The following is a 23,790-nucleotide window of genomic DNA, read 5'->3' as shown; positions in this document are numbered from 1 at the left end:
CGCCGTATTCATTTAGGGGATAGTGTGGGAAAAGTCATTGCCATAGCCAACCAGAAGGGTGGAGTGGGTAAAACCACCACCTGTGTGAATCTGGCCGCCTCCATGGCCGCCACCCGGCGCAAGGTGCTGGTGATCGATCTGGATCCGCAGGGCAATGCCACCATGGGCAGCGGCGTCGACAAGTACGAAGTCGAACGCACCGCCTATGAACTGCTGATCGAAGACACCCCCATCAAGGAGGTGATCATCCCCGAGACCTCGGGTGGCTATCACCTCATCGCCGCCAATGCCGACGTGACTGCGGCGGAAATCCGTCTGATGGAGTTCTTCGCCCGCGAGATCCGCCTGCGCAACGCCCTGGCCTCGGTACGGGACAAGTACGACTACGTCTTCATCGACTGCCCGCCTTCTCTCAACATGCTGACCGTCAACGCCATGGCCGCCGCCGACTCCGTGCTGGTGCCCATGCAGTGTGAGTATTACGCGCTGGAAGGGCTCACCGCCCTGGTGGATACCATCAGCAAGCTGGCGGCCGTGGTCAACCCGGAGCTGAAGATCGAAGGGGTGTTGCGCACCATGTTCGATCACCGCAACCGGCTGGCCAATGATGTGTCCGATCAGCTGAAACAGCATTTCGGGGACAAGGTCTATCGCACCATCATCCCCCGCAACGTTAGACTGGCGGAGGCGCCGAGCTTCGGTGCCCCGGCCATGCACTATGACAAATCATCGGTGGGGGCCAAGGCCTATCTGGCCCTGGCTGGCGAGATCCTGCGTCGCCAGGAGCAGGAGTCTCAGCCGATCACCGCAGACCGAGAGAGCATATGACGCCGAAGAAACGTGGGCTGGGCAAGGGGTTGGATGCCCTGCTCAGCACCAGCACGGCCGCCCGCCAGAAACAGGTGATGAGCGACCAGCGTACCGAACAGGCCATGGCCCCCACCAACCAGGGCGAGCTGCGCAAGCTGCCGCTGGAGTGGCTGCAGTCCGGCAAGTACCAGCCGCGCAAGGACATGTCTCAGGATGCGCTGGAAGACCTGGCCAACTCGATACGGGCGCAAGGCGTGATTCAGCCGATAGTGGTACGCTCCATCGGCGAGAATCGCTTCGAGATCATCGCTGGTGAGCGGCGCTGGCGCGCGTCCCAGCTGGCCAGGCTCGAGGTGGTGCCCTGCATCGTCAAGGACGTGCCCGACGAGGCGGCGGTGGCCATCGCGTTGATTGAGAATATCCAGCGCGAGGATCTCAACGCCATCGAAGAGGCGGTGGCCCTGCAGCGACTGCTGACCGAATTCGAGCTGACCCACCAGCAGGTGGCCGAGGCGGTGGGCAAGTCCCGCACCACGGTCACCAACCTGCTGCGCCTGAACCAGCTCAACGAAGACGTGAAGCGGTTCGTCGAGCACGGGGATCTCGACATGGGCCATGCCCGTGCCCTGCTTGCCCTGAGCGGCCCGGCCCAGTCCGAGCTGGCCAAGCTGGTCGCCCAGAAGGGGCTGACGGTGCGAGATACCGAGAAACTGGTGCAAAAAACGCTGGAACCGGCAAAAACCAAAGTCGAGCCAGTCCGCGATCCGCAGTTTGGTTACCTCGAGCGCCAGATTTCAGAAAAAATTGGCAATCAGGTACAGCTTCAGCCAGGCAAGAAGGATAGCGGCAAGTTAGTAATAAGTTACGATAACTTAGCGGACTTGGACCGGGTATTGGGCTATTTTGGTCTGTCAGAATCGTGATTTTTACGCTTTTTGTAGTAATAAAACATCCATTCCTTTCGATATGAACATAACCTTAATTTCGCGCGGAAAGCCGCAAAAATTAAGGATTTTTGCCATGTTGCAATAGCCGTCTTCACGGGTATAATTTGACCGGCTTTTCGAGCTGTGAACCTGGGGTCTTCGGATCCCGATTTTTTACAGTTCTGTAATGTTCAGGGGTAGGTTGGTGAAACAGAAAGTAGCCTTGGAAGGTTTGACGCTAGCCTTGGCTATGCTCGTTTGTCAGCTCATCCTGATCCTGGCGATCGGTTCCGTCTGGTTTTATCAGAGCGGGGCGCTTGCCGGACGTTCTTCCCTCTTCGGGGGGGGAATGTACTGGGTTCCTCAAGCCCTGTTCACGCTCTGGGTTCTGCGCCGCAAGGTGACGAAAGAGAGCGTGGGCCTGGTTTTGCGGGACTTTTATGGTGGGGCAGGGATTAAGCTCATTACTACAACAGGACTTTTCGCCCTGATGTTTGGCTCCGGGATCGAGGTCGACACCGTCTCGTTCTTCGCCACTTATATCCTCGCCCTCGTTGTACAGTGGATAGTTTCATTCACGCTTAACAACCACTATTAGGAAAACTCATGTCTGCAACCGGAGAAGTCCTGACTCCTCAGGGATATATCTCCCACCACCTGACCCACCTGCAAGTCGGGTCCGGGTTCTGGACGGTGAATATCGACTCAATGATATTTTCCGTCTTGCTAGGCGCCCTGTTTATCTGGTCGTTCCGCCGTGTAGCCGTCAAGGCCACCAGCGGTGTGCCCGGTAAACTGCAGTGCTTTGTGGAGATGCTGGTCGAGTTTGTGAATGGTAACGTCAAAGACATCTTCCATGGTCGGAACCCGGTCATCGCACCGCTGGGACTGACAGTGTTTGTCTGGATCTTCCTGATGAACTTCATGGATCTGATCCCCGTTGACTTTATCCCTCACGCTGCACAGTTGATGGGTGTTCCCTATCTGCGTGTGGTTCCCTCTGCTGACGTTAACATCACCATGTCCATGGCTTTGGGCGTGTTCTTCTTGATCCTGTACTACAGCATCAAGGTCAAGGGTATCAGTGGATTCGTGAAGGAGCTGACGCTTCAGCCTTTCAACCATCCCGCTGCCATCCCGGTTAACTTCATCCTTGAAACCGTCACGTTGATTTCCAAGCCTGTTTCATTGGGTCTGCGACTGTTCGGCAACATGTATGCTGGCGAACTGATCTTTATCCTGATTGCGGGTTTGTTACCCTGGTGGTCACAGTGGATCCTGTCCGTGCCTTGGGCAATTTTCCACATCCTGATCATCACTTTGCAGGCGTTTATCTTCATGGTTCTGACCATCGTCTATCTGTCGATGGCGCAAGAAGACCATGGTTGATGCAACTCAAATAATCCTTTTTATACAATCAATTACATCTAAATAAATGGAGATCCTCATGGAAAACTTGAACATGGACCTGCTGTACATCGCTGCTGCAATGATGATGGGTCTGGCGGCTATCGGCGCCTCCATCGGTATCGGTATCCTGGGTGGCAAGTTCCTGGAAGGTGCTGCTCGTCAACCGGACCTGATCCCTGTTCTGCGTACCCAGTTCTTCATCGTCATGGGTCTGGTGGATGCGATCCCGATGATCGCCGTTGGTCTGGGTCTGTATGTGATGTTTGCGGTTGCCTAAGTCGTCACGACTCACGCAGAACCCATTAACTAACTTAAGAGGACATCGGCTGTGAATATCAACGCCACCCTCCTCGGCCAAGCAGTTGCTTTTTTCATCTTCGTAGTGTTTTGCATGAAGTACGTATGGCCGCCGCTGATCGCTGCCATCGAAGCCCGTCAGAAAGAAATTGCTGATGGTCTCTCTTCTGCCGAACGTGCCAAGAAAGATCTGGATTTGGCCAAGGCCAACGCCACCGATCAGCTGAAAGAAGCCAAGCTTCAGGCTGCTGAAATCATCGATCAGGCCAACAAACGCAAGGCCCAGATCATTGATGAAGCCGCTGTCGGAGCTCAAGCAGAGCGGGAAAAAATCCTGGCTCAGGGCCGTGCAGAGATCGAAGCTGAACGTCATCGTGCCAAAGAAGAACTGCGCAAGCAGGTTGCTGCTCTTGCCATCGCGGGTGCAGAGAAGATCCTGGCACGCCAAATCGACCAGGCTGCCAACAGCGACATCGTCGACAAACTGGTAGCAGAACTGTAACGGGAACGGGGCTATGTCTGAACTGACTACAATCGCTCGCCCCTACGCCAAGGCTGCTTTCGAGTTTGCCGTTGAGCACAAGGCGGTTGACCAATGGCTGGAGATGCTCGGTTTCGCCGCACAAGTGGCAGAGAACGAGACCATCCATGACCTGGTAAACGGCTCCGTGGCCGCCGAAGAACTGGCAAATCTGTTTGTCGGTGTCTGCGGTGAGCAGCTCAACGAGCATGGTCAGAACCTGATCCGGGTGATGGCTGAGAATGGTCGCTTGGGTGTGCTGCCGGCTGTCGTTGCTGAATATGTCGCGCTCAAGGCTGAACTGGACAAAGAAGTTCAGGCTGACGTGATTTCGGCGATCGAACTGACCGACCAGCAGAAGGCCGCTATTCAGGCTTCTCTGGAACAACGTCTCGCGCGCAAAGTGAAGCTGAATTGCAGCACAGATGCGTCCTTGATGGCCGGGGTGCTCATCAAGGCCGGTGATCTGGTTATCGACGGCACGGTCCGCGGTAAGCTGGATCGCATGGCCGACGCGCTGCAATCTTGATTGGGGTATTAGAGCATGCAACTGAATTCCACTGAAATCGCCGAGCTGATCAAGCAGCGCATTGCGCAGTTTGATGTCAAAAGCGAAGCGCGTAACGAAGGTACCATCGTCTCTGTGAGTGACGGTATCATTCGTATCCACGGTCTGGCCGATGCCATGCAGGGTGAAATGATCGAGCTGCCGGGTAACCGCTTCGCTCTGGCATTGAACCTGGAGCGTGACTCCGTTGGTGCCGTTGTCATGGGTCCCTATGCCAACCTGGCTGAAGGGATGAAAGTAAAGGGTACCGGCCGTATTCTGGAAGTGCCGGTCGGTCGTGGTCTGTTGGGCCGGGTGGTCAACACCCTGGGTCAGCCGATCGACGGTAAGGGTCCGGTAGACAACGACGGCTATTCGCCGATCGAAGTCATTGCCCCGGGCGTTATCGAGCGTAAGTCTGTTGACCAGCCAGTCCAGACCGGTCTGAAAGCCATCGATGCCATGATCCCCATCGGTCGTGGCCAGCGTGAGCTGATCATCGGTGACCGTCAGGTTGGTAAGACCGCCATCGCGATCGACACCATAATCAACCAGAAAGACTCCGGCATTAAGTGCGTCTACGTTGCGATTGGCCAGAAGGCCTCCACCATCGCCAACGTGGTGCGCAAGCTGGAAGAGCACGGCGCCCTGGCCAACACCATAGTGGTCGTCGCCTCCGCCTCCGAAGCTGCTGCCCTGCAGTACCTGGCTCCCTATGCCGGTTGCTCCATGGGTGAGTACTTCCGTGACCGCGGTGAAGACGCGCTGATCATCTATGATGACCTGTCCAAGCAGGCCGTAGCCTATCGCCAGATCTCCCTGCTGCTGCGCCGTCCGCCAGGACGTGAAGCTTACCCGGGCGACGTCTTCTATCTGCACTCCCGTCTGCTGGAGCGTGCTTCCCGCGTCAACGTCGAGTACGTTGAGAAGTTCACCAAGGGTGCCGTGACTGGCCAGACCGGTTCTCTGACCGCGCTGCCGATCATCGAAACCCAGGCTGGCGACGTGTCTGCGTTCGTTCCGACCAACGTGATCTCCATCACCGATGGCCAGATCTTCCTGACCACTCAGCTGTTCAACTCCGGTATTCGTCCGGCGGTTGACCCGGGTATCTCCGTATCCCGTGTGGGCGGTGCCGCTCAGACCAAGATCGTCAAGAAGCTGTCCGGTGGTATCCGTACCGCGCTGGCCCAGTATCGTGAGCTGGCGGCTTTCGCCCAGTTCTCTTCCGATCTGGACGATGCGACTCGCAAGCAGCTGGATCACGGTCAGAAAGTGACCGAGCTGATGAAGCAGAAGCAGTACTCTCCGATGAGCGTGGCTCACCAGTCTCTGGTGCTGTTCGCCGCCGAGAAGGGCTACCTCGCCGATGTCGAACTGAGCAAGATCGTCGACTTCGAAGCCGCTCTGCTCTCTTACGCCAATACCCAGCATGCCGAGCTGATGGCTGAAATCAATGCCAAGGCCGACTACAACGACGCGATCGTTGGCAAGCTGACTGCGTTGCTGGATAGCTTCAAGGCAACCCAGACCTGGTAAGCGTGTGTGGCAGCGCAAGCTGCCACCTGATGGAGAGAAGAGATGGCCGGCGCAAAAGAGATACGTAACAAGATCGGGAGTGTGAAGAACACTCAGAAGATCACCAGCGCTATGGAAATGGTGGCAGCCAGCAAGATGCGCCGTGCGCAGGAACGCATGTCTGCCAGCCGTCCGTACGCTGAAACCATGCGCAAGGTGATCGGCCATATCGCTCAGGGGAACTTGGAATACAAGCACCCCTACCTCATCGAACGTGAGGTCAAGCGAGTGGGTTACATCGTCGTCTCCACCGACCGTGGCCTGTGTGGCGGCCTGAACATCAACCTGTTCAAAGCTGCCCTCAACGATATGAAGCAATGGAGCGCGAAAGGTGCCAAGGTTGACCTGGCACTGATCGGTAGCAAAGCCTCCAACTTCTTTGAACGGCACGGCGCCAAGGTGAAAGCCCATGTCTCCGGACTGGGTGACAACCCGAGCGTCAATGACCTGATTGGTTCAGTCAAGGTCATGCTGAAGGCTTACGACAACGGTGAGATTGACAGGCTGTATCTGGTGTACAACAAGTTCGTCAACACCATGGTTCAGCAACCAAAAGTCGATCAACTGCTGCCTTTGCCCGTAACAGAAGACAGCAAGCTCGCCAAGAAACACCACTGGGATTACCTCTATGAGCCGGATCCCAAGCAGCTGCTGGATACCCTGTTGATTCGCTACGTCGAATCCCAGGTGTACCAGGGCGTGGTAGAAAACTTGGCAAGTGAACAGGCAGCCCGAATGGTTGCCATGCAAGCCGCGACTGACAACGCCGGCAACCTGATTAACGATCTGCAACTGGTGTACAACAAGGCCCGTCAGGCCAGTATTACCCAGGAACTGACAGAGATCGTATCCGGTGCTGCTGCGGTGTAAGGCAAGGGTTATCAAAGGTTTAGAGGATTTGACATGAGTAACGGTTTCATCGTCCAAATCATCGGCGCTGTAGTGGACATCGAGTTCCCGCAGAATGCCGTGCCCCAGGTGTACGATGCACTGAAAGTCATCAGCGAAGGCCAAGGCCAGGGTCTGGTACTGGAAGTTCAGCAACAGATCGGCGGCGGCGTCGTTCGTTGCATCACCATGGGTTCCTCCGACGGTCTGCGTCGTGGGTTGGAAGTAGTTAACAGCGGCAAGGCCATCCAGGTACCGGTTGGTACCTCGACCCTGGGTCGTATCATGAACGTACTGGGCGAGCCCATCGACGAGAAGGGTCCGATCGGCGAAGAAGAGCGTTGGTCCATCCACCGCGAAGCCCCCAGCTACGAAGATCAGTCCAACAGCGCCGAGCTGCTGGAGACCGGCATCAAGGTTATCGACCTGGTTTGTCCGTTCGCCAAGGGTGGTAAGGTCGGTCTGTTCGGTGGTGCCGGTGTAGGCAAGACCGTCAACATGATGGAGCTGATCCGTAACATCGCGATCGAACACAGTGGTTACTCTGTATTCGCCGGTGTGGGTGAGCGTACCCGTGAGGGTAACGACTTCTACCACGAGATGATGGAGTCCAACGTACTGGACAAAGTATCTCTGGTATACGGTCAGATGAACGAGCCGCCCGGAAACCGTCTGCGCGTGGCGCTGACCGGTCTGACCATGGCCGAGAAGTTCCGTGACGAGGGTCGTGACGTGCTGTTCTTCGTGGACAACATCTACCGTTACACCCTGGCCGGTACCGAGGTATCCGCACTGCTGGGCCGTATGCCGTCCGCAGTAGGTTACCAGCCGACCCTGGCCGAGGAGATGGGTGTTCTGCAAGAACGTATCACCTCCACCAAGACCGGTTCCATCACCTCAGTCCAGGCCGTTTACGTGCCTGCGGATGACTTGACCGACCCGTCTCCGGCGACCACCTTCGCCCACCTGGATGCGACCATAGTTCTGTCCCGTCAGATCGCGGCACTGGGTATCTACCCGGCCGTTGACCCGCTGGACTCCACCTCCCGTCAGCTGGATCCGCTGGTGGTTGGCAAGGATCACTATGAGACCGCTCGTGGTGTGCAGATCGTGCTGCAGCGCTACAAGGAGCTGAAGGACATCATCGCCATCCTGGGTATGGATGAACTGTCAGAAGAAGACAAACTGACCGTATCCCGTGCCCGTAAGATCGAGCGTTTCCTGTCCCAGCCGTTCTTTGTGGCCGAAGTATTTACCGGTTCTTCCGGCAAGTACGTGCCGCTGAAAGAGACCATTCGCGGTTTCCAGGGCATCCTGAAAGGCGAGTATGACGATCTGCCCGAGCAGGCGTTCTACATGGTTGGCGGTATCGACGAAGTCGTCGAGAAAGCCAAGAAACTGTAAGCCTCGATAGGAGGGCCCATGGCTGAGATGATCTCATTTCACCTGGATGTAGTGAGCGCCGAAGGGAAACTGTTTTCCGGTCGCGTGCAATCTGCCCAGGTAACAGGCTCCGAGGGTGAGCTGGGTCTCCGCCACGGTCATGCTCCGTTGCTGACTGCCATCAAGCCGGGCCTGGTCCGCTTGATCAAGCAAAATGGTAGCGAAGAGGTGCTGTACATCTCCGGCGGCATGCTGGAAGTACAACCCGAAGCCGTGACCGTGCTGGCCGATACCGCCATTCGTGCCGATGACCTGGATGAGGCGAAAGCCCAGGAAGCCAAGCGTCGTGCCGAAGAGCGGATCAGCAGCTCCCATGGTGATATCGACTATGCTCAGGCGTCTGCCGAGCTGGCCAAAGCAATGGCCCAGCTGCGGGTTATCGATATCGTCAAAAAGAATTACCGCTAATCACGGTGATGCAAAAAGCGACCTTCGGGTCGCTTTTTTTTTGCCCGTTGGATAGACTCCGCCGAGCATTTCCTCATGTTTCAAAGGCTGGCTATGTCTCTCAACGTCGTGATCCTGGCTGCGGGTAAAGGTACTCGCATGCGTTCCGTTCTGCCCAAGGTGCTGCACCCTGTCGCCAACAAACCCATGGTGTCCCATGTGATCGACACCGCCCGCCAGATAGGTGCCGAGCAACTGCACCTGGTCTATGGCCACGGCGCCGAGCTGCTCAAGGAGCGGATCGCCGCCCCGGATCTCAACTGGGTGTTGCAGGCGCAGCAGCTGGGCACCGGCCATGCGGTCGCCCAGGCGATCCCGTTCTGGCAGGATGAGGATGACGTACTAGTGCTCTACGGCGACACTCCGCTGATCCAGCCCGAGACCCTGCAACGGCTGCTGGCTGCCAAGGCCGACGACGGCATGGCGCTGCTGACCGTGGTGCTGGACAACCCCACCGGCTACGGCCGCATAGTGCGGGAAAACGGCCAGGTGGTCGGCATCGTCGAGCAGAAGGATGCCAGTGCCGAACAGCTCGCCATCCGCGAGGTGAATACCGGTGTGCTGGTGGCCAATGGCGCCCAGCTGAGCGGCTGGCTGTCGCGCCTGGACAACAAGAACGCCCAGGGGGAGTTCTATCTGACCGACGTGATCGCCATGGCTCATGGGGATGGCTGCCTCATCGCCGCCGTCCATCCGGACAGCGCCATGGAGGTGGAAGGGGCCAACAACCGGGTCCAGCTGGCGGCCCTCGAGCGCAGCTATCAGCAGATGCAGGCCGAGAAGCTGATGATCGCCGGGGTCACCCTGATCGATCCGGCCCGCTTCGATCTGCGCGGCACCCTGGAGATCGGGGAGGAGGTGGTGATCGACGTCAACGTCATCATCGAGGGCAAGGTCAAGCTCGGCAACCATGTGCGCATAGGTGCCGGCGCCGTGCTGAAGGATTGCGAGATTGGCGATCACAGCGAGGTGAAACCCTACTCCGTCATTGAGGGTGCCCTGGTGGCGGATCAGTGCTCGGTCGGCCCCTTCGCCCGTCTGCGTCCGGGTGCCGTGCTGGAGCAGGATGCCCATGTCGGCAACTTCGTCGAGATGAAGAAATCCCGGCTCGGGGTCGGTTCCAAGTGTGGTCACCTGACCTACCTGGGGGATGCGGACATCGGCGCCAAGGTGAATATCGGTGCCGGCACCATCACTTGTAATTATGATGGGGTGAACAAGTTCCAGACCATCATAGAGGATGACGTCTTCGTCGGCTCCGATACCCAGCTGGTGGCACCGGTGCGCATCGGCAAGGGGGCGACCCTGGGGGCGGGTTCCACCATCACCAAGGATGTGGCCGAGCACGAGCTGGTGATCACCCGGGTGCCCCAGCGCCACATCAAGAACTGGGCCCGCCCGGTCAAGAAGAAGTGATGCCCGATCAATGAAATGAAACCGGCGCCCTGAGGGCGCCGGTTTTGTTTTCAGCTCTCCTGGTCCGGGGCTGGAGAAGGGGGCGGGTTGCCCATCATCCCATACCAGTCCAGCTTGCGGGTCAGCACCATGACCAGCGCCAGGATGGCGAACAGCAGCAGGGCGCCGAGCAGCAGGGCTATCTCCTCGGCTTGCAGCAGCCCGAACAGTATGGCGTAGACCAGCCCGAGCAGGGCCGCGAAGCCGAGGCCCTGACGCGGCCCCCCCAGCACATGGCTGAGGTAGAAGCCGTTGAGCGACACGCTGGCGAGGCTGGCAATCAGATAAGCCCAGCCAAAGCCGAGGTGCTCGGTCAGCGCCAACAGCACCAGATAGAAGATGGCCAGCCCCATGCCCACCAGGGCGTACTGGATCGGGTGTACCCGCAGCCCCCTGAGCAGCTCGAACATGAAGAAGCTGAGGAAGGTGAGGCCGATGAACAGCAGGGCGTACTTGGCGGCCCGCTCGTTCAGCTGGTAGTGATCCACCGGCTGCACCAGGCTGACGCTGAAGGTCGGCAACTCGGCCCCCGCCCCCTTCATCATGCGGGTGAAGCGCCGCTCCATGTCGGTGGCAAACCAGCTGGTCTGCCAGCTGGCGTCGAACCCCTGATCGTTCAGGGTGCGGTTGCCGGGCAGAAAATCGCCGATGAAGTTGGGATGGGGCCAGTTGCCACTCAGGTTGAACCTGCTGTCCTGGCCGATCGGCACCACCTCGAGTGCGTTCATGCCCTGCAGGTTCAGCTCGATGTGAAAGCGACCATCTTCCCCGGGCAGGCTGTCGAGCGGAGCATGGATGCCGGCCAGACCGTCACCCAGCAAGGCACCGGGGGCGAACGGAATGCGCCGCTCCCCCAGCTGCAGCTCGGGCACGCTGCTGATGCCGCGAGCATCGGACAGCACCAGGCTGAGGTAGGGCTTGCCCGGGATCAGGGCGGGATCCGCGGCGTCGAAGCTGAGATCCGGGTTGCCGGCCACCAGCGCCTTGTCGGCCAGGCTGGCCGGCAAGCGGCCGGAGAGGGAGAGCCGGCCGTGATAGACCTGGGCCTGATAGATGCCGAGCTTGCGCGGGGTGACCTCCATACTGGCCCGCACATCCAGCCTGTCCGGCAGCAGGTAGCGATAGACCCGCTCCTCGCGCACGAAGCGCTTGCCATCCTGCTCGACGGTGACGGCCCGGGTATAGGGTTGCACCAGCACAGGCCCCAGCAAGCGCTGCGGACCGCTGCTGCTGGCCATGATGCTGTGGATGGCCTGGCTGCGGTAGGCCTGGCGCTCCCGGTTCAGCTCCATGATGGAGTGAACCGGGATCATCAGCAGCAGGCTGAGCAACAGCAGCAGCGTTATCTTGTGGGTGAATATCTGTTTGACCATGACGCCTCTCCTTGTTGATGGGGTCGACTGTGCCCTGGTCGGGTGAAGCGGGGATGGGGCCCTGTGAAGTGGGAGTGAAGGAGGATAAAAAAAAACCGGCGCCTGGCGCCGGTTGGGGATCAGAGTTTCTTCAGCTCTGCTGGCAAGGCGGCAAACACCTCTTCCTTTGCCCTGAGGGACGCGAACTGCTTGCCGGGTTTTTGTACCACTGTGTGCACGAAGATGAGCTTCTTGTCCTGCTTGCTGGCCCAGCCGACGAACCAGCCGATCTGCTGATCCCGGTTGAGGCTGCCATCCAGCAGCTTGGGATAGCCCATGCCGGTCTTGCCGTGGATCTGCCAGCCATCGATGTCGGGCTGACGCAGCAGAGTGCTGGTGCGGCGCACCGCCTCGGCGGAGACCGGCAGCTTGCCGCTCACCAGCTTGCCGAGGAAGCGGGCCTGCTCCTGGGGGCTGATGGCGAGGCTGGAGCTGAGCCAGGCCTGGGTCAGGCCGTCGTGCTTGCCCGGGTTGCCCGACAACTCCCGGTTGCCGTAGTCGAAGCGGTCGACGTATTGCTGGAAGCGCGCCTCTCCCAGCCACTCGGTGAGGCGTTGGGAGTACCAGATCACCGAGAACTTCATCCAGTTGCTCGGGGTGGTGGTCTGCTTCCATTCCGGCAGGAAGTCAGGGTCACCGGCTTTGAATGGCAGGGCGGGCAGTTGTTCATCCACCAGGAAGCCGCTCTCATAGCCCATCAGCGCGAGGGGTATCTTGAAGGTGGAGGCGGGCGTCAGCTGGCTGGCGCAGTCACCCTGGGTGCTGAGGGGCTTGCCGCTGCCATCGGCGAACAGCAGGCAGCCCGTGGTGGCGCTGGCGGGCAAGGCACAGAAGAGGCCGGCGGCAAGCAGGCCGGACAACAGAATGCGGGACATGAACATCTCCTTGATTCATCAGAACGCGGGCAGACGGGTCCGGGCGGGACCCTATCCGAGGAGGCGCAGCTTAGCCCGGCTCTGTGTGTTCAGTGTGAAGTCTTCTGGCCGGCAGGCAGCCAGAGTTTGGCCAGCACCCCGCCTTCAGGCTGGTTGCCCAGGGTCAGCCGGCCGCCGTGCTGGCGCGCCACCTCGGCGGCAAAGCTGAGCCCGAGGCCGCTGCTCTTGCCCTTGTCGGGTCTTGGCAGGGAGTAGAAGCGCTCGAAGATCCGCGGCAGCGCATAGTCCGGGATGCCGGGCCCCTGATCCCGTACCCGGAAGCAGTAGCCCCCCTCCTCCATGGCGCCACTCAGCCGGATGTGACCCCCGGCGGGTGAGAAGTCGAGGGCGTTGTCCAGCAGGTTGCCCAGTGCCTGCTCCACCAGCAGGGGATCCCACTTCTGCCTGGGGGCGTCGGCGAGCTCTGCCCCCAGGGCCACCTGACGACGGGCAGCGACTATCTGGCGGGCATCCAGAGCCCGCCTGCCCAGCGTGGCGGGGGCTGTGGCCTGTCTGTCCAGCCCCTGCCCGGATTCGAGACGTGCGAGCTGCAGCATGCGCTCGATCAGTTGCTGCATGCGGGCCGTCTCCAGATTGATGTTGCCGATAAAGCGCCGCGCCACCTCGGGGGGCGGCGCCTCGGCGAGGATCTCCCCTGCCCCGCGGATGGCGGCCAGCGGGCTTTTGAGCTCGTGGGTCAGGCTGTGCACATAGGCTTCGATGTAGGATTTGCCGTCCAGCTGGCGGCGCATGGTCTCGAGGGAGTGGCCGAGCCGGTCCAACTCCGGGCTGTGGAGCCTCGGCAGGCTGGCGGGCTGGCCCTGGCTGACCGCATCGGCATAGTGCACCAGCTTGCCGATGGCGCGGGTGAGCCACCACACCAGCAGGGCGCCGATCAGCAGCGAGATGAACAGCAGCAGGGCCGCTCCCTGCAACAGCTGGTGCTCGCTTCGCTCTATCATGGGCAGCAGGGTGCGGTTGGGCTTGGCGACCGTGAGGGAACCCAGGATCTCGTCCCCCTCGCGCAGGGGGGCGGCCACGTGCATCACAGAGCTGGCGGGATCGTCGGGATCGCTGCGGGTGCTGCGGGCGCCATACTCCCCGCGCAGGGTGCGGTAGACGTCGTTCCAGCGGGAATAGTCCTTGCCCAGATCCACCCCGTCCGAGTCATAGACCACCTTGCCTTTGGCATCGACCACATAGATGCGGTACTCCGCCTGCTGCTTGAGGTGACCGTCGATCAGGGCGTTGATGGGGCTCTGGTTGAGGCGGGCGAAGGCGCTGGCCAGCCGGCCATCCGCCATCCTCCCCTCCTGCAGATCGTCCAGGGCCAGGGGGGCCAGCAGCTGGGCCATGTCCACCAGGGTATCCTCGGTGGCGCTGCGCACCCCGGGTTTGATCTCCTCGACGAAGATCTCCAGCACGAACCAGGCGGCCAGGGCGAAGATGAGCACCAGGCCGCACAGCAGTTGCAATCCGATTCTCATCTCATCCCCCGGCCGGTGCCCGGCATCCCTGAGTTCATGCCAGCTCCAGGCTGTAGCCCAGCCCGCGATGGGTCAGGATCAGATTGGCCTCGGAGTCCCGCTCCCGCAGCTTGGCCCGCAGGGTCTTGATGTGGGTGTCGACGGTGCGATCCAGGCTCTCTTCGGCCCCGCTCCACACCAGGTCCATCAGCTGCTGGCGGGAGTAGACCCGGCCCGGTGCCTGCATGAGGGTCTTGAGCAGCAGGTATTCGTAGCGGGTGAGGGTCAAAGGCTGACCGTGGAAGCAGATGCGGGCCCGCTCCTCGTCCAGTGCCAGCAGGGCGCTGGGCTGGGGAGCGCTCGGCTGGCTGCGGCGCAGTATCACCCTCACCCTGGCGCACACCTCCCGCGGCGAGAAGGGTTTGGCCACATAGTCGTCTGCCCCTATCTCCAGCCCGATCAATCTGTCTATCTCCTCGCTGCGGGCGGTGAGAAACATCAGGGGAGTGTCGGTCAGGGCCCGCACCTGCTTGCACAGCTCGAAGCCGCTGATGTCCGGCAAGCCTACATCCAGGATCAGAAAGTCCGGGCGCGACTGTTCCAGTCGCGCCAGCAACGGCTGGCCGAGGGGGAACCACTCCACCTCGAAACCGTCGGTCTGCAGGGCATAGATCAGGGTGTCGGCAATGCTGGCCTCATCTTCCACCAGCCAGATGACTCGTTTTTGCATGGCGTCCTCGTCACAAATCGGCCTGACCATTCTGGCATCGAACCAAATCGGATCCTATTTGCCGTTTGATTTTTCCCAAAAAGGTATTAATATTTCGCCATTCTTTCGAATCGAAACTTTAAGATGACCAAACGCAACACTCAACAGCGCCGTCACACCATAGTGACCCTGGTGCAGGAACAGGGCGAAGTCAGCGTCGATGCCCTGGCCAAGCACTTCTCCACCTCGGAAGTGACCATCCGCAAGGATCTGGCGGTGCTGGAGACCGGCGGTCTGCTGCTGCGCCGTTACGGTGGTGCCGTGCCTCTGCCGAGCGAGATGGTGGTGGACAGCAACCCGGATCAAGTTTCGAAACGAAAGCTGGCCATCGCCCGTGCCGCCGCCGAGCGCATCCGCGATCACAACCGCGTCATCATCGACAGCGGCAGCACCACCAGCGCCATGATCCCCATGCTGGGCAGCAAGCGCGGCCTCATCGTGATGACCAACTCCCTCAACGTGGCCGGTGCCCTGCGCGAGCTTGAGAACGAGCCCACCTTGCTGATGACCGGCGGCACCTGGGATCCCCACTCCGAATCCTTCCAGGGACAGGTGGCGGAGCAGGTGTTGCGCTCCTATGACTTCGACCAGCTGTTCATCGGCGCCGACGGCATAGACCCGGAGCGGGGCACCACCACCTTCAACGAGCTGGTGGGCCTCTCCCGGGTAATGGCCGAGGTGTCCCGCGAGGTCATCGTCATGGTGGAGTCGGAGAAGATAGGCCGCAAGATTCCCAATCTCGAGCTGCCCTGGTCCAGCATCCATACCCTGGTGACCGACGAGGGGCTGGACGACGAGGCCAAAGCACAGATCCAGGCCCGGGGGATAGCACTGATCTGCGCCCCCGTGGCGGTTTGACCCAAACATCTATTATCCAATCGAATTAACGTCTTACATTTCAAGGAGAAGTCTATGTGTGGCATCGTCGGGGCTGTGGCCCAACGTGATGTGGCTGAAATCCTGGTAGAAGGCCTGCGCCGTCTGGAATACCGCGGCTATGACTCCGCCGGTGTGGCCGTGTTCAGCGCCAACCAGCCGCTGCAGCGGGTGCGTCGCCTCGGCAAGGTGGCCGAGCTGGCCAAGGCACTGGAGGAGCAGTCCGTCCATGGCGGCACCGGCATAGCCCACACCCGCTGGGCGACCCACGGCGAGCCGTCCGAGCGCAATGCCCACCCCCATGTCTCCGAGCATATCGTCGTGGTGCACAACGGCATCATAGAGAACCACGAAGAGCTGCGCAGCCAGCTGCAGGGCATGGGCTACGAGTTCACCTCGGACACCGACACCGAGGTGATCGCCCACCTGGTGCACCACGAGCTGAAATCCGCCCCCAGCCTGCTGGCGGCCATGCAGGTCACGGTGAAGCAGTTGCGCGGTGCCTACGGCACAGTGGTGATGGACAGCCGTGACGACAGCCGCGTGGTGGTGGCCCGCTCCGGCTCGCCTCTGGTGATTGGTCGCGGCATCGGCGAGAACTTCATCGCCTCCGATCAGATGGCCCTGCTGCCGGTGACCCGCCGCTTCATCTTCCTGGAAGAGGGTGACGTGGCCGAGGTGACCCGCCGCGACGTGCACATCTTCGACACCGACGGCAATGCCGTGGTGCGCGAGGAGCTGGAGTCCGAGCTCTCCCACGACGCCGGTGACAAGGGCGAGTACCGCCACTACATGCTCAAAGAGATCTACGAGCAGCCCAAGGCCATCACCAACACCCTGGAAGGCCGTCTGGGCACGGATCACGTGGTGGTCGAGTCCTTCGGCAACGGCGCCCGTGCCATCTTCGACAAGGTGGAGCATGTCCAGATCGTGGCCTGCGGCACCTCCTACAACTCCGGCATGGTGGCCCGCTACTGGTTCGAGGAAATCGCCGGCGTCTCCTGCGACGTGGAGATCGCCTCCGAGTTCCGCTATCGCAAGTCCGTGGTGCGCCCCAACAGCCTGCTGGTGACCCTCTCCCAGAGCGGCGAGACCGCCGACACCCTGGCGGCCTTGCGCCTGGCCAAGGAGTCCGGCTACATGAGCTCGCTCGCCATCTGCAACGTGCCGGGCTCCTCCCTGGTGCGGGAATCGGATCTGGCCTTCATGACCCGGGCCGGGGCTGAGATTGGCGTCGCCTCCACCAAGGCCTTCACCACCCAGCTGGCCGGCCTGCTGATGCTGGTGGCCTCCGTCGGTCACTGCCGTGGCAACCTGAGCGCCGAGGCCGAGGCCGAACTGGTCAAGGCGCTGCAGGCCCTGCCGCTGCGCATCAAGGAGAGCCTGGCCCTGGCCAAGCAGATCGAGACCCTGGCCGAAGAGTTTGCCGACAAGCATCACAGCCTCTTCCTCGGCCGTGGCAGCCAGTACCCCATCGCCATGGAGGGGGCGCTCAAGCTGAAAGAGATCTCCTACATCCACGCCGAGGCCTATGCCGCCGGTGAGCTCAAGCACGGCCCGCTGGCACTGATCGATGCCGAGATGCCCATCATAGTTGTGGCGCCGAACAACGATCTGCTGGAGAAGCTGAAGTCCAACGTGGAAGAGGTGCGCGCCCGTGGCGGTATCCTCTATGTGTTCGCCGATGCGGACGCCGGCTTCAAGAGCGACGAGACCATGCGGGTGATGAGCCTGAATCACGTGGAAGAGATGATTGCCCCCATCGTCTATACGGTGCCGTTGCAGCTGCTCTCCTACCACGTCGCCCTCATCAAGGGCACCGACGTGGATCAGCCGCGCAACCTGGCGAAATCCGTGACCGTGGAATAAGTCGTTGTCAGACATGAAAAAAGAGCCGCTGTTGCGGCTCTTTTTGTTTGGCTGGCGGGGTTGCCGTTATGACAGCCGCAGGTTGGTGATGGTCACATCGTCCAGCGAGGGCACTATGATGCCGCTGGAGATGCTCTTGGCGATCGCCTGGTTGCGGTTCTTCGAATCCGTCTTGTTGGTGACCTGATTGAGGTGGAAGTTCACGGTGCGCTCGCTGATGCCGAGTATGGTGGCTATCTCCCAGGAGGTCTTGCCCTCGCTGGCCCAGAACAGGCACTCCTTCTCCCGATCCGACAGCTCGGCCAGATGCTTCATCAGGTCCGGCCTGCTCTTTATCAGCTGCAGCGCCGCGTTGAAGATGTAGCTGGCACAAAATGAGAGCATGGGAACGTTTTCAAACATCAGGTCAGAGTTGGACCTTTCCTTGCTGATGAAGGAGAGGATGCCGTGTTCCCCCTGAGGGGTGTGCAGCGGGAAGGAGACACCGTTTCGCACGCCAAAGTCGGCGGCGAGGTTCATCACTTCCCGGCTGGCGCTGGGCAGCCAGGGGGAGTCGCAGTCGAGCTTGTTCCAGAAGATGGGCTGGGTCTGCTTCAGGCCCAGGAAGACCACAGGATCCTGGGTCAGGTAGTGCCGCTCCGTGTAGGCATCAAACCAGCTGGTCGGGCAGTTGTTGAACAAGGCCACGTGTGATTTCTGCATACTGATGGGGAAAATGATCAGCAACCTGAAGTAATCAAATCCCATCTGATGGCTGAAGCGCTCCAGTTGTTGCTGGATGTCGCTGGTTTTCTTGGCCTTGGTGAACCGATCTATGTGTTCCCAGATCGCATCGTTAAACATGTAAGTCTCCTTTTTCGACCACTTATCATCCTGATCGAAAAGACATTTTTTAGTTATTTAAAATGGTGTTGTGACTACCAACGCCAGTTGTTCCCGTGCTTGTCTAAAAAGTATCCTGTTTTTTCAGCCACAGGCCAAGAAAATCATCTGATTGCCACTGACCCCACTCTTTGAGACAATGAGAATAGTTATCATTGTTAAGATTGTGTACCATGAAAAAGATCTGGGGTCTGGCCTTGTTGCCATTGGCCGTTCATTTCGTCGCCTCGGCAGACGATCTGGTCGCGCCCGCACTGAAAAACAGCATCGCGGATGGGAAAGCCTCCCAGCAGCGCGTAGAAAAGGCGGCCGATGCCGCCGTTGCCGCCCGGCTGGAGCTGCAAAATGCCCAGCTGCAACTGCGGGATCTGGAAGCCTACAACCGCTACATGCAGTCTCTGGTGGCCGATCAGCAGAATGAGCTGGGCAAGCTGACTCAACAGCTGGAAGCGGTTCAGGAGACCCGTCAGGGCCTGATCCCGCTGATGTTGCAGATGCAGGCGGATCTGGAAAAACTGGTGCAGGACGACATTCCCCTGCGCAAGGAGGACCGTCTGGCGCGGGTCGAGCAGCTGAAGGTGACCCTGGCCCGGGCGGACGTGAGCGAGGCGGAGAAGTTCCGCCAGCTGCTGCAGGCCTACCAGATCGAAGCCGAATACGGCAGCCGGATGGATACCTATCCCGCCCAGCTGGCGCTGGATGGTGCCGAGCGCCGGGTCGATGTGCTGGCGCTCGGTCGCGTCTCCCTGCTGGCCATGACAGCCGATCGCACCCAGGGCTGGCGCTGGTCCGCCGAGAGCAAGACCTGGTTGCCGCTGGATAGCGAGTGGCTCACCCCCCTTGCCGATGCGCTGGACATGGCGGCCGACAAGAAAGTCCCGCAACTGTTGCATGTACCCCTGTCTGTCGCGCGTAGCCAGGAGGCTCAGTCATGAAATGGTTCCCCCTTCTGATCACCCTCTCCCTCTGCTCCCAGCTGGCCCTTGCCAATGAAGAGTGGCAGCAGCAGGAACAGGCCCGCGAGCAACAGGCACAGCAGGATCTGGCGTCTGTCTCCACCGAATTGCACAGTGCCCGCGCCAGACTGGCCGAGGCTCAGCGCCTGAGCAAGGAGCTGGCCGGCCAGTTTGCCAGCAATGAAAAGCAGCTGGTCGAGCTCAACACCCGCTGGGAGCAGGCCTCCGGCGACATGAACGAGATCTTCGCGGTGACTCGTCAGGGGGCCAGCGATGCGGTCAAGCTGCTGGGTGACTCCTCGGTGCAGGGCCAGTATCCGGATCGCCTGACAGCCTTGAAGGCCATGGCCCAGGACAAGCAGGTGCCGGATCGCGCCGCCCTTGCCCTGCTGCCCGCCACCCTGCTGCAGGAGATTCGCGAGTCGGGTCGGGTTGTCCAGTTCGATGGCAAGGTGCTCAATGCCCAGGGCGCGGCCAGTGAGCAGGCGCTGACCCGGGTCGGCAGCTTCGCGCTGTTTGGCAGCGAAGGCTTCCTGCAACCGAGCGGCGAAGGGCTGATCCCTGTACTGGGACTGCCCGGCGGCTTGCTGTCCGAGCTGACCGCCTATCAGGGCAAGGAAGGCGAGGCGTTGCCGCTGGATCCCTCCCACGGTGTCCTGCTCGAGATGCAGGCCCAGGCACCGACCTTCTGGCAGCAAGTCCAGCAAGGGGGCCAGGTAGGCGCGATCATAGTGCTGCTGGCCGCCATCGGCCTCGGCATTGCCGCCGTGCGGCTCTGGACCCTCTCCCGCGAACTGACCCTGGTGCGTCGCCAGCTGAAGAGCGGCGAATACCACGCCGACAATGCCCTCGGTCGAGTGCTGACGGTGGCGGACAAGCACCCGGAGCTGAGCATGGAGACCCTCGAACTGAGGCTGGACGAGGCCATATTGCAGGAGACGCCCCGGATGGAGCGTGGCATCGGCATGGTCAAGGTGATCGCGGCCATCGCCCCCATGCTGGGGCTGCTCGGCACCGTGACCGGTATGATAGGCACCTTCCAGGCCATCACCCAGTTCGGTACCGGCGATCCCAAGATCATGGCGGGCGGCATCTCCATGGCGCTGATCACCACGGTACAGGGGCTGGTGGCCGCCATTCCGCTGATCCTGGCCCACAGCCTGCTGCAATCCCGTTTCACCGAGCTCTCCAACGTGCTGGAGCAGCAGGTCGCCGGCATTCTGGCCGAGCGGGCCGAGAATAACGGGGACGGGATGGAGCGGGTGGCATGATGGTCGACATCTGGCAACAGTTGCAGAGCTTCATGGGCCGTGGCGGCCCCGTGCTCTGGGTCATCCTGGCCTTGCTGGTGCTGATGTGGATTCTGATGATCGAGCGGTTGCTCTACCTCAACCTGGGCTTCGGCCCGCTGCAGCAGCAGCTGTTCGGCCGCTGGCAGGGGCGCAGCGAGCGCCACAGCTGGCACGCCAAGGCGATCCGCAGCCGCTGGCTGGCCGAGGCCGAACTCGAGCTCAACCGCCATCTCATCTTCATCCGCACCCTGGTGGTGCTCTGCCCCATGCTGGGCCTGCTCGGCACTGTGACCGGCATGATAGGCGTATTCGATGCGTTGGCCGCCGCCAACCGCTTTAACCCGGAGAGCATGGCGGGCGGGATCTCCCGCGCCACCATCCCCACCATGGCAGGCATGGTGGTGGCGCTCTCCGGCGTGTTGTTACTCAGTCGTCTCGAGAGCCAGGCCAAGCGTGCGCTGGCCAAGACCCGGGACGGCCTGCGAGAAGAGAAGGTAATGCAATGAGACGGCAATCCAAACGCCAACGTGATGAAGTGCAGATCGACATGACCCCCATGCTGGATATCGTGTTCATCATGCTGATCTTCTTCATCGTGACCACCTCCTTCGTACGGGAAGCCGGGCTAGAGGTGCACAGGCCCCAGGCGAGCCAGGCCAAGGCGCAGAAGTCCTCCAGCATCATGCTGGCGATCGGGGCTCAGGGGCAGATCTTCCTCGACCGCAAACAGGTGGATGTGGAGCGGGTGCAGGCCAGCCTGGCCCGCCTGCTGTCGGAGCAGCCCGAGGCCAGCCTGGTGATCCAGGCCGATGAGCGGGTGCCCCATGGCAAGGTGGTGAGGGTGATGGATGAGGCCAAGGCGGCAGGCATCGCCAATATCGCCGTGGCGGTGGCGCCGAAATGAAGTTCAAGCTGATGAGCCTGGGGCTGGGGATTGCCCTCAGCCTGGGGATCCTGCTGTTCATGGCCACGCTGGTGGAACCTCCCCGGGGAGAGAAGGCCTCGTCCGAGCAGAAAGCCATCGTCATCAATATGCAGACCGAGGTGAACGAGGTGCAGGTGCGCGAGCGCCCGGTACCCCAGGAGCCGGAACCCTTGCCGGAGCCTCCCGCCGCCCTGGCGTCCACACCAATGCCCATGCCGGCGGCGGCGCCGCTGCCCTCGGTGCAGCCCAGCCTGGATCTGGTATCCAGCCTGAGCGCGGTGCAGGTATCTGCCCCCGGGGTCGCAACCAGCCCCACCCCGGTGGCGAGCGGCAACTTCCATGGTCAGTCCCAAGGCGCGGGCATAGGGGTCGGCGACATGCTGACCCCCTTGCAGCGGGTCGAACCCGTCTATCCCTATCGGGCCCAGCAGGCCGGCATAGAAGGCTCGGTGACCCTGCGCTTTAGCGTCGATGCCGAGGGGCGGGTACAGGATGTGGAAGTGATCGACGCCAAACCCAAGCGGCAGTTCGAGCGGGCGGCGATTCAGGCTGTCAGCAAGTGGCGCTACCAGCCAAGACCGGGTGCCACCGACAAGCTGGTGCAAACCATCAATCTCAAATTCAAATTGGAGTCGTAACCATGTTGCGGATCTGGATCTGTCTGCTGGCCCTGGTCAGCCAAGCCTGTCTGGCCATGGAAGTGAGCCCTCATTTCTCCCGTCAGCTGGAGCCCGTGATGAAGCTCTATCAGTCGGGTCAGTGGCAACAGGCCCAGAACAAGGCGACCGGGCTCAAGCCTGGCTCCGATGCCGAGCGCGCCTGGCTGGCCCAGTTGCAGGCTTCACTGGCGGCCAACCTGCAGCAGACTGCACAGGCGAGTCGCTACGTGGAGCAGGCGCTGGCCTATAAAGAGTGGCCCGAGCAGCAGCAGCTCCAGTTGCTGCGTCTGCGTGGGGATATCCAGGCGCAGCAATCCAACTGGTCAGGCGCCATCGCCAGCTACAAGGCCGCACTGGCACTCAAGTCCGACGATGCCTTGCGTCTGCGCCTGGCCGGCCTCTATTACCACAACAAGCAATATGGCGAGGCGGTCAGCCAGAGCGAGCAGTTGCTGAAGAAAGGCTGGCACAAGCAGACGGCGATCATTCGCCTCTCCGCCCTCACTGCCCTGCAACGTTATGGGGTGGCGGCGGATCAGGCGGAAGAGCTGATCCGCCACGAACCGAAAGAGAGCAAGTGGTGGCAGCAGGCGGTATCCCTCAACCTCTCCGCCAAGCGCGGGGACCAGGCGCTGGCGCTGTTGCAGACCGCCATCGATAGAAAACTGATGGATGATGCCGCCGCCCGCGACCAGCTGATCCGGCTCTATGCCTGGCAGGGGCTGCCCTATCGTGGCGCCCGTCTGCTGGAAGCGGCCATGGCCAAGGGACAGATGAAGGGGAGTGCCGAGAACCAGCAACTGCTGGCCCAGTTGTGGGAAGGTGCCCGCGAGTGGCCCAAGGCGGTAGATAGCTGGCAACAGCTCGCCAAACAGCATGCCCAGCCCAAGGCGGCTATGCGCGTCGCCGAGCTGTTGCTGCAACAAGGCAAGACAGAAGCCGCCATGACCCAGCTGGTGGCCATGAAGTCAGCCAAGGGTGAGCAGGGCAACAGAGCCAAGGCACTGCTGGTGCAGGCACATCTTAATAAGGAGCAGTATGCCCAGGCGCTGGAGCTGGCTCGCGAGCTGCAACAGCAGGACAACTGGCAACAGCGGGCGACCAGCTGGGTCAACTACATTCAGTCCCAGACCGATGGAGTGAACAAAAAAGCGGCATGAAACGGAGCTAAAACTCGCATTTCATGAGGTTCAGCCTGCTTTTTCAGCAAACGAACGCGTTTTTACAAAAAGCCCTTGTCATCCCGGCGCGGCTCCCTATAATGCGCCCCTACCAGCACGGCGGAACACGTCGGACTGATGAGCCAGCTTCCTAGCGAAGTGGGCGCCGAAAGAAAAGCGAAAACAACCGCTTGACTTTCGAAGTGAGGAGTGTAAGATGCGCCTCCTCAACGCGATAAGCGTGACGCTCTTTAACAATTTGAATCAAGCAATCTGTGTGGGCACTCAC

25 protein-coding genes are annotated in these 23,790 nt (G+C 60.8%); 20 read left to right on the top strand and 5 right to left on the bottom strand.

The window, feature by feature from the left end; translation table 11 throughout:
- Positions 1–24 precede the first annotated feature (24 nt).
- The 12 genes from AC3WR3_RS17525 to glmU all read left to right on the top strand — a co-directional run bounded on the left by AC3WR3_RS17525 (position 25) and on the right by glmU (position 10,282).
- A complete protein-coding gene (locus tag AC3WR3_RS17525; protein ID WP_202048001.1) occupies positions 25–828 on the top strand; it encodes a ParA family protein in 804 nt (267 codons plus the stop codon).
- Positions 825–1,733, top strand: a complete 909-nt coding sequence (locus AC3WR3_RS17520; RefSeq protein WP_171277147.1) for a ParB/RepB/Spo0J family partition protein — start codon at positions 825–827, stop codon at positions 1,731–1,733. The genes AC3WR3_RS17525 and AC3WR3_RS17520 overlap by 4 nt, the downstream gene beginning before the upstream one ends.
- Before the next feature lie 190 nt (positions 1,734–1,923).
- The gene (locus AC3WR3_RS17515) at positions 1,924–2,334 is read left to right on the top strand and encodes an ATP synthase subunit I (RefSeq protein WP_162519234.1); all 411 of its coding nucleotides are present in this window, start codon (positions 1,924–1,926) and stop codon (positions 2,332–2,334) included.
- Between the two features lie 8 nt (positions 2,335–2,342).
- Positions 2,343–3,125 carry a F0F1 ATP synthase subunit A gene (atpB, locus tag AC3WR3_RS17510; protein ID WP_025328868.1) on the top strand — a complete coding sequence of 261 codons (783 nt, stop codon included), beginning with the start codon at positions 2,343–2,345 and terminating at the stop codon, positions 3,123–3,125.
- 58 nt (positions 3,126–3,183) lie between these two features.
- Entirely contained in the window at positions 3,184–3,423 is a 240-nt protein-coding gene (atpE, locus tag AC3WR3_RS17505) for a F0F1 ATP synthase subunit C (RefSeq protein ID WP_010672265.1), read from the top strand.
- Between the two features lie 51 nt (positions 3,424–3,474).
- On the top strand, positions 3,475–3,945 hold the full coding sequence (gene atpF / locus AC3WR3_RS17500) for a F0F1 ATP synthase subunit B (RefSeq protein ID WP_139437153.1): 471 nt from the start codon (positions 3,475–3,477) through the stop codon (positions 3,943–3,945).
- Between the two features lie 13 nt (positions 3,946–3,958).
- Complete coding sequence (gene atpH, locus AC3WR3_RS17495) at positions 3,959–4,492, top strand: F0F1 ATP synthase subunit delta (protein WP_139437155.1); 534 nt, start codon at positions 3,959–3,961, stop codon at positions 4,490–4,492.
- Between the two features lie 15 nt (positions 4,493–4,507).
- Positions 4,508–6,049, top strand: a complete 1,542-nt coding sequence (gene atpA, locus AC3WR3_RS17490; protein WP_005326253.1) for a F0F1 ATP synthase subunit alpha — start codon at positions 4,508–4,510, stop codon at positions 6,047–6,049.
- A 42-nt stretch (positions 6,050–6,091) separates the two neighbouring features.
- A complete protein-coding gene (atpG, locus tag AC3WR3_RS17485) occupies positions 6,092–6,958 on the top strand; it encodes a F0F1 ATP synthase subunit gamma (protein ID WP_041206629.1) in 867 nt (288 codons plus the stop codon).
- 33 nt (positions 6,959–6,991) lie between these two features.
- Positions 6,992–8,380, top strand: a complete 1,389-nt coding sequence (gene atpD, locus AC3WR3_RS17480) for a F0F1 ATP synthase subunit beta (protein ID WP_041206630.1) — start codon at positions 6,992–6,994, stop codon at positions 8,378–8,380.
- An 18-nt stretch (positions 8,381–8,398) separates the two neighbouring features.
- A complete protein-coding gene (locus AC3WR3_RS17475; protein ID WP_025328862.1) occupies positions 8,399–8,827 on the top strand; it encodes a F0F1 ATP synthase subunit epsilon in 429 nt (142 codons plus the stop codon).
- Between the two features lie 93 nt (positions 8,828–8,920).
- Complete coding sequence (glmU, locus tag AC3WR3_RS17470; protein WP_492292577.1) at positions 8,921–10,282, top strand: bifunctional UDP-N-acetylglucosamine diphosphorylase/glucosamine-1-phosphate N-acetyltransferase GlmU; 1,362 nt, start codon at positions 8,921–8,923, stop codon at positions 10,280–10,282.
- Between the two features lie 50 nt (positions 10,283–10,332).
- Here glmU and creD read toward each other — a convergent pair whose 3' ends face one another.
- From creD to blrA, 4 genes are all read right to left on the bottom strand, one after another.
- A complete protein-coding gene (gene creD, locus AC3WR3_RS17465; RefSeq protein ID WP_492292575.1) occupies positions 10,333–11,694 on the bottom strand; it encodes a cell envelope integrity protein CreD in 1,362 nt (453 codons plus the stop codon).
- A 119-nt stretch (positions 11,695–11,813) separates the two neighbouring features.
- A complete protein-coding gene (gene blaOXA / locus AC3WR3_RS17460) occupies positions 11,814–12,608 on the bottom strand; it encodes a class D beta-lactamase (protein ID WP_265435910.1) in 795 nt (264 codons plus the stop codon).
- Positions 12,609–12,697: 89 nt separating this feature from the next.
- On the bottom strand, positions 12,698–14,134 hold the full coding sequence (gene blrB, locus AC3WR3_RS17455; protein ID WP_492292573.1) for a beta-lactam sensor histidine kinase BlrB: 1,437 nt from the start codon (positions 14,132–14,134) through the stop codon (positions 12,698–12,700).
- A 34-nt stretch (positions 14,135–14,168) separates the two neighbouring features.
- Positions 14,169–14,843 (bottom strand): beta-lactam response regulator transcription factor BlrA, encoded by a 675-nt coding sequence (blrA, locus tag AC3WR3_RS17450; RefSeq protein ID WP_205642820.1) that lies wholly within the window; start codon positions 14,841–14,843, stop codon positions 14,169–14,171.
- Positions 14,844–14,966: 123 nt separating this feature from the next.
- Here blrA and AC3WR3_RS17445 point away from each other — a divergent pair, with 123 nt between their 5' ends.
- Entirely contained in the window at positions 14,967–15,740 is a 774-nt protein-coding gene (locus AC3WR3_RS17445; RefSeq protein WP_492292570.1) for a DeoR/GlpR family DNA-binding transcription regulator, read from the top strand.
- 54 nt (positions 15,741–15,794) lie between these two features.
- The gene (gene glmS, locus AC3WR3_RS17440; protein WP_247627654.1) at positions 15,795–17,627 is read left to right on the top strand and encodes a glutamine--fructose-6-phosphate transaminase (isomerizing); all 1,833 of its coding nucleotides are present in this window, start codon (positions 15,795–15,797) and stop codon (positions 17,625–17,627) included.
- A gap of 66 nt (positions 17,628–17,693) precedes the next feature.
- On the opposite strand, the gene AC3WR3_RS17435 is transcribed toward glmS, so the two are convergent.
- Positions 17,694–18,470 carry a LuxR family transcriptional regulator gene (locus AC3WR3_RS17435; protein ID WP_005326226.1) on the bottom strand — a complete coding sequence of 259 codons (777 nt, stop codon included), beginning with the start codon at positions 18,468–18,470 and terminating at the stop codon, positions 17,694–17,696.
- Between the two features lie 212 nt (positions 18,471–18,682).
- Here AC3WR3_RS17435 and AC3WR3_RS17430 point away from each other — a divergent pair, with 212 nt between their 5' ends.
- Genes AC3WR3_RS17430 through AC3WR3_RS17405 form a run of 6 tightly spaced genes read left to right on the top strand, consistent with a single transcriptional unit; the run spans position 18,683 to position 23,501 of the window.
- A complete protein-coding gene (locus tag AC3WR3_RS17430) occupies positions 18,683–19,444 on the top strand; it encodes a DUF3450 domain-containing protein (protein ID WP_492292567.1) in 762 nt (253 codons plus the stop codon).
- Entirely contained in the window at positions 19,441–20,736 is a 1,296-nt protein-coding gene (locus AC3WR3_RS17425) for a MotA/TolQ/ExbB proton channel family protein (protein ID WP_247627655.1), read from the top strand. The genes AC3WR3_RS17430 and AC3WR3_RS17425 overlap by 4 nt, the downstream gene beginning before the upstream one ends.
- Positions 20,733–21,263, top strand: coding sequence for a MotA/TolQ/ExbB proton channel family protein (locus AC3WR3_RS17420; RefSeq protein WP_265435914.1), 531 nt, complete (start codon positions 20,733–20,735; stop codon positions 21,261–21,263). The genes AC3WR3_RS17425 and AC3WR3_RS17420 overlap by 4 nt, the downstream gene beginning before the upstream one ends.
- The gene (locus AC3WR3_RS17415) at positions 21,260–21,661 is read left to right on the top strand and encodes an ExbD/TolR family protein (protein ID WP_005326222.1); all 402 of its coding nucleotides are present in this window, start codon (positions 21,260–21,262) and stop codon (positions 21,659–21,661) included. The genes AC3WR3_RS17420 and AC3WR3_RS17415 overlap by 4 nt, the downstream gene beginning before the upstream one ends.
- Positions 21,658–22,320: an energy transducer TonB gene (locus AC3WR3_RS17410; protein WP_139437173.1), complete on the top strand. Its 663-nt coding sequence runs from the start codon at positions 21,658–21,660 to the stop codon at positions 22,318–22,320. The genes AC3WR3_RS17415 and AC3WR3_RS17410 overlap by 4 nt, the downstream gene beginning before the upstream one ends.
- Positions 22,321–22,322: 2 nt before the next feature.
- Positions 22,323–23,501, top strand: a complete 1,179-nt coding sequence (locus tag AC3WR3_RS17405; protein WP_492292564.1) for a tetratricopeptide repeat protein — start codon at positions 22,323–22,325, stop codon at positions 23,499–23,501.
- Positions 23,502–23,790 lie beyond the last annotated feature (289 nt).

It is taken from the genome of Aeromonas sp. EU05-FHT14A05 (assembly GCF_058791175.1).
The sequence above is the reverse complement of the archived record's forward strand: the minus strand, read 5'-3'. Positions and strand labels throughout refer to the sequence as shown.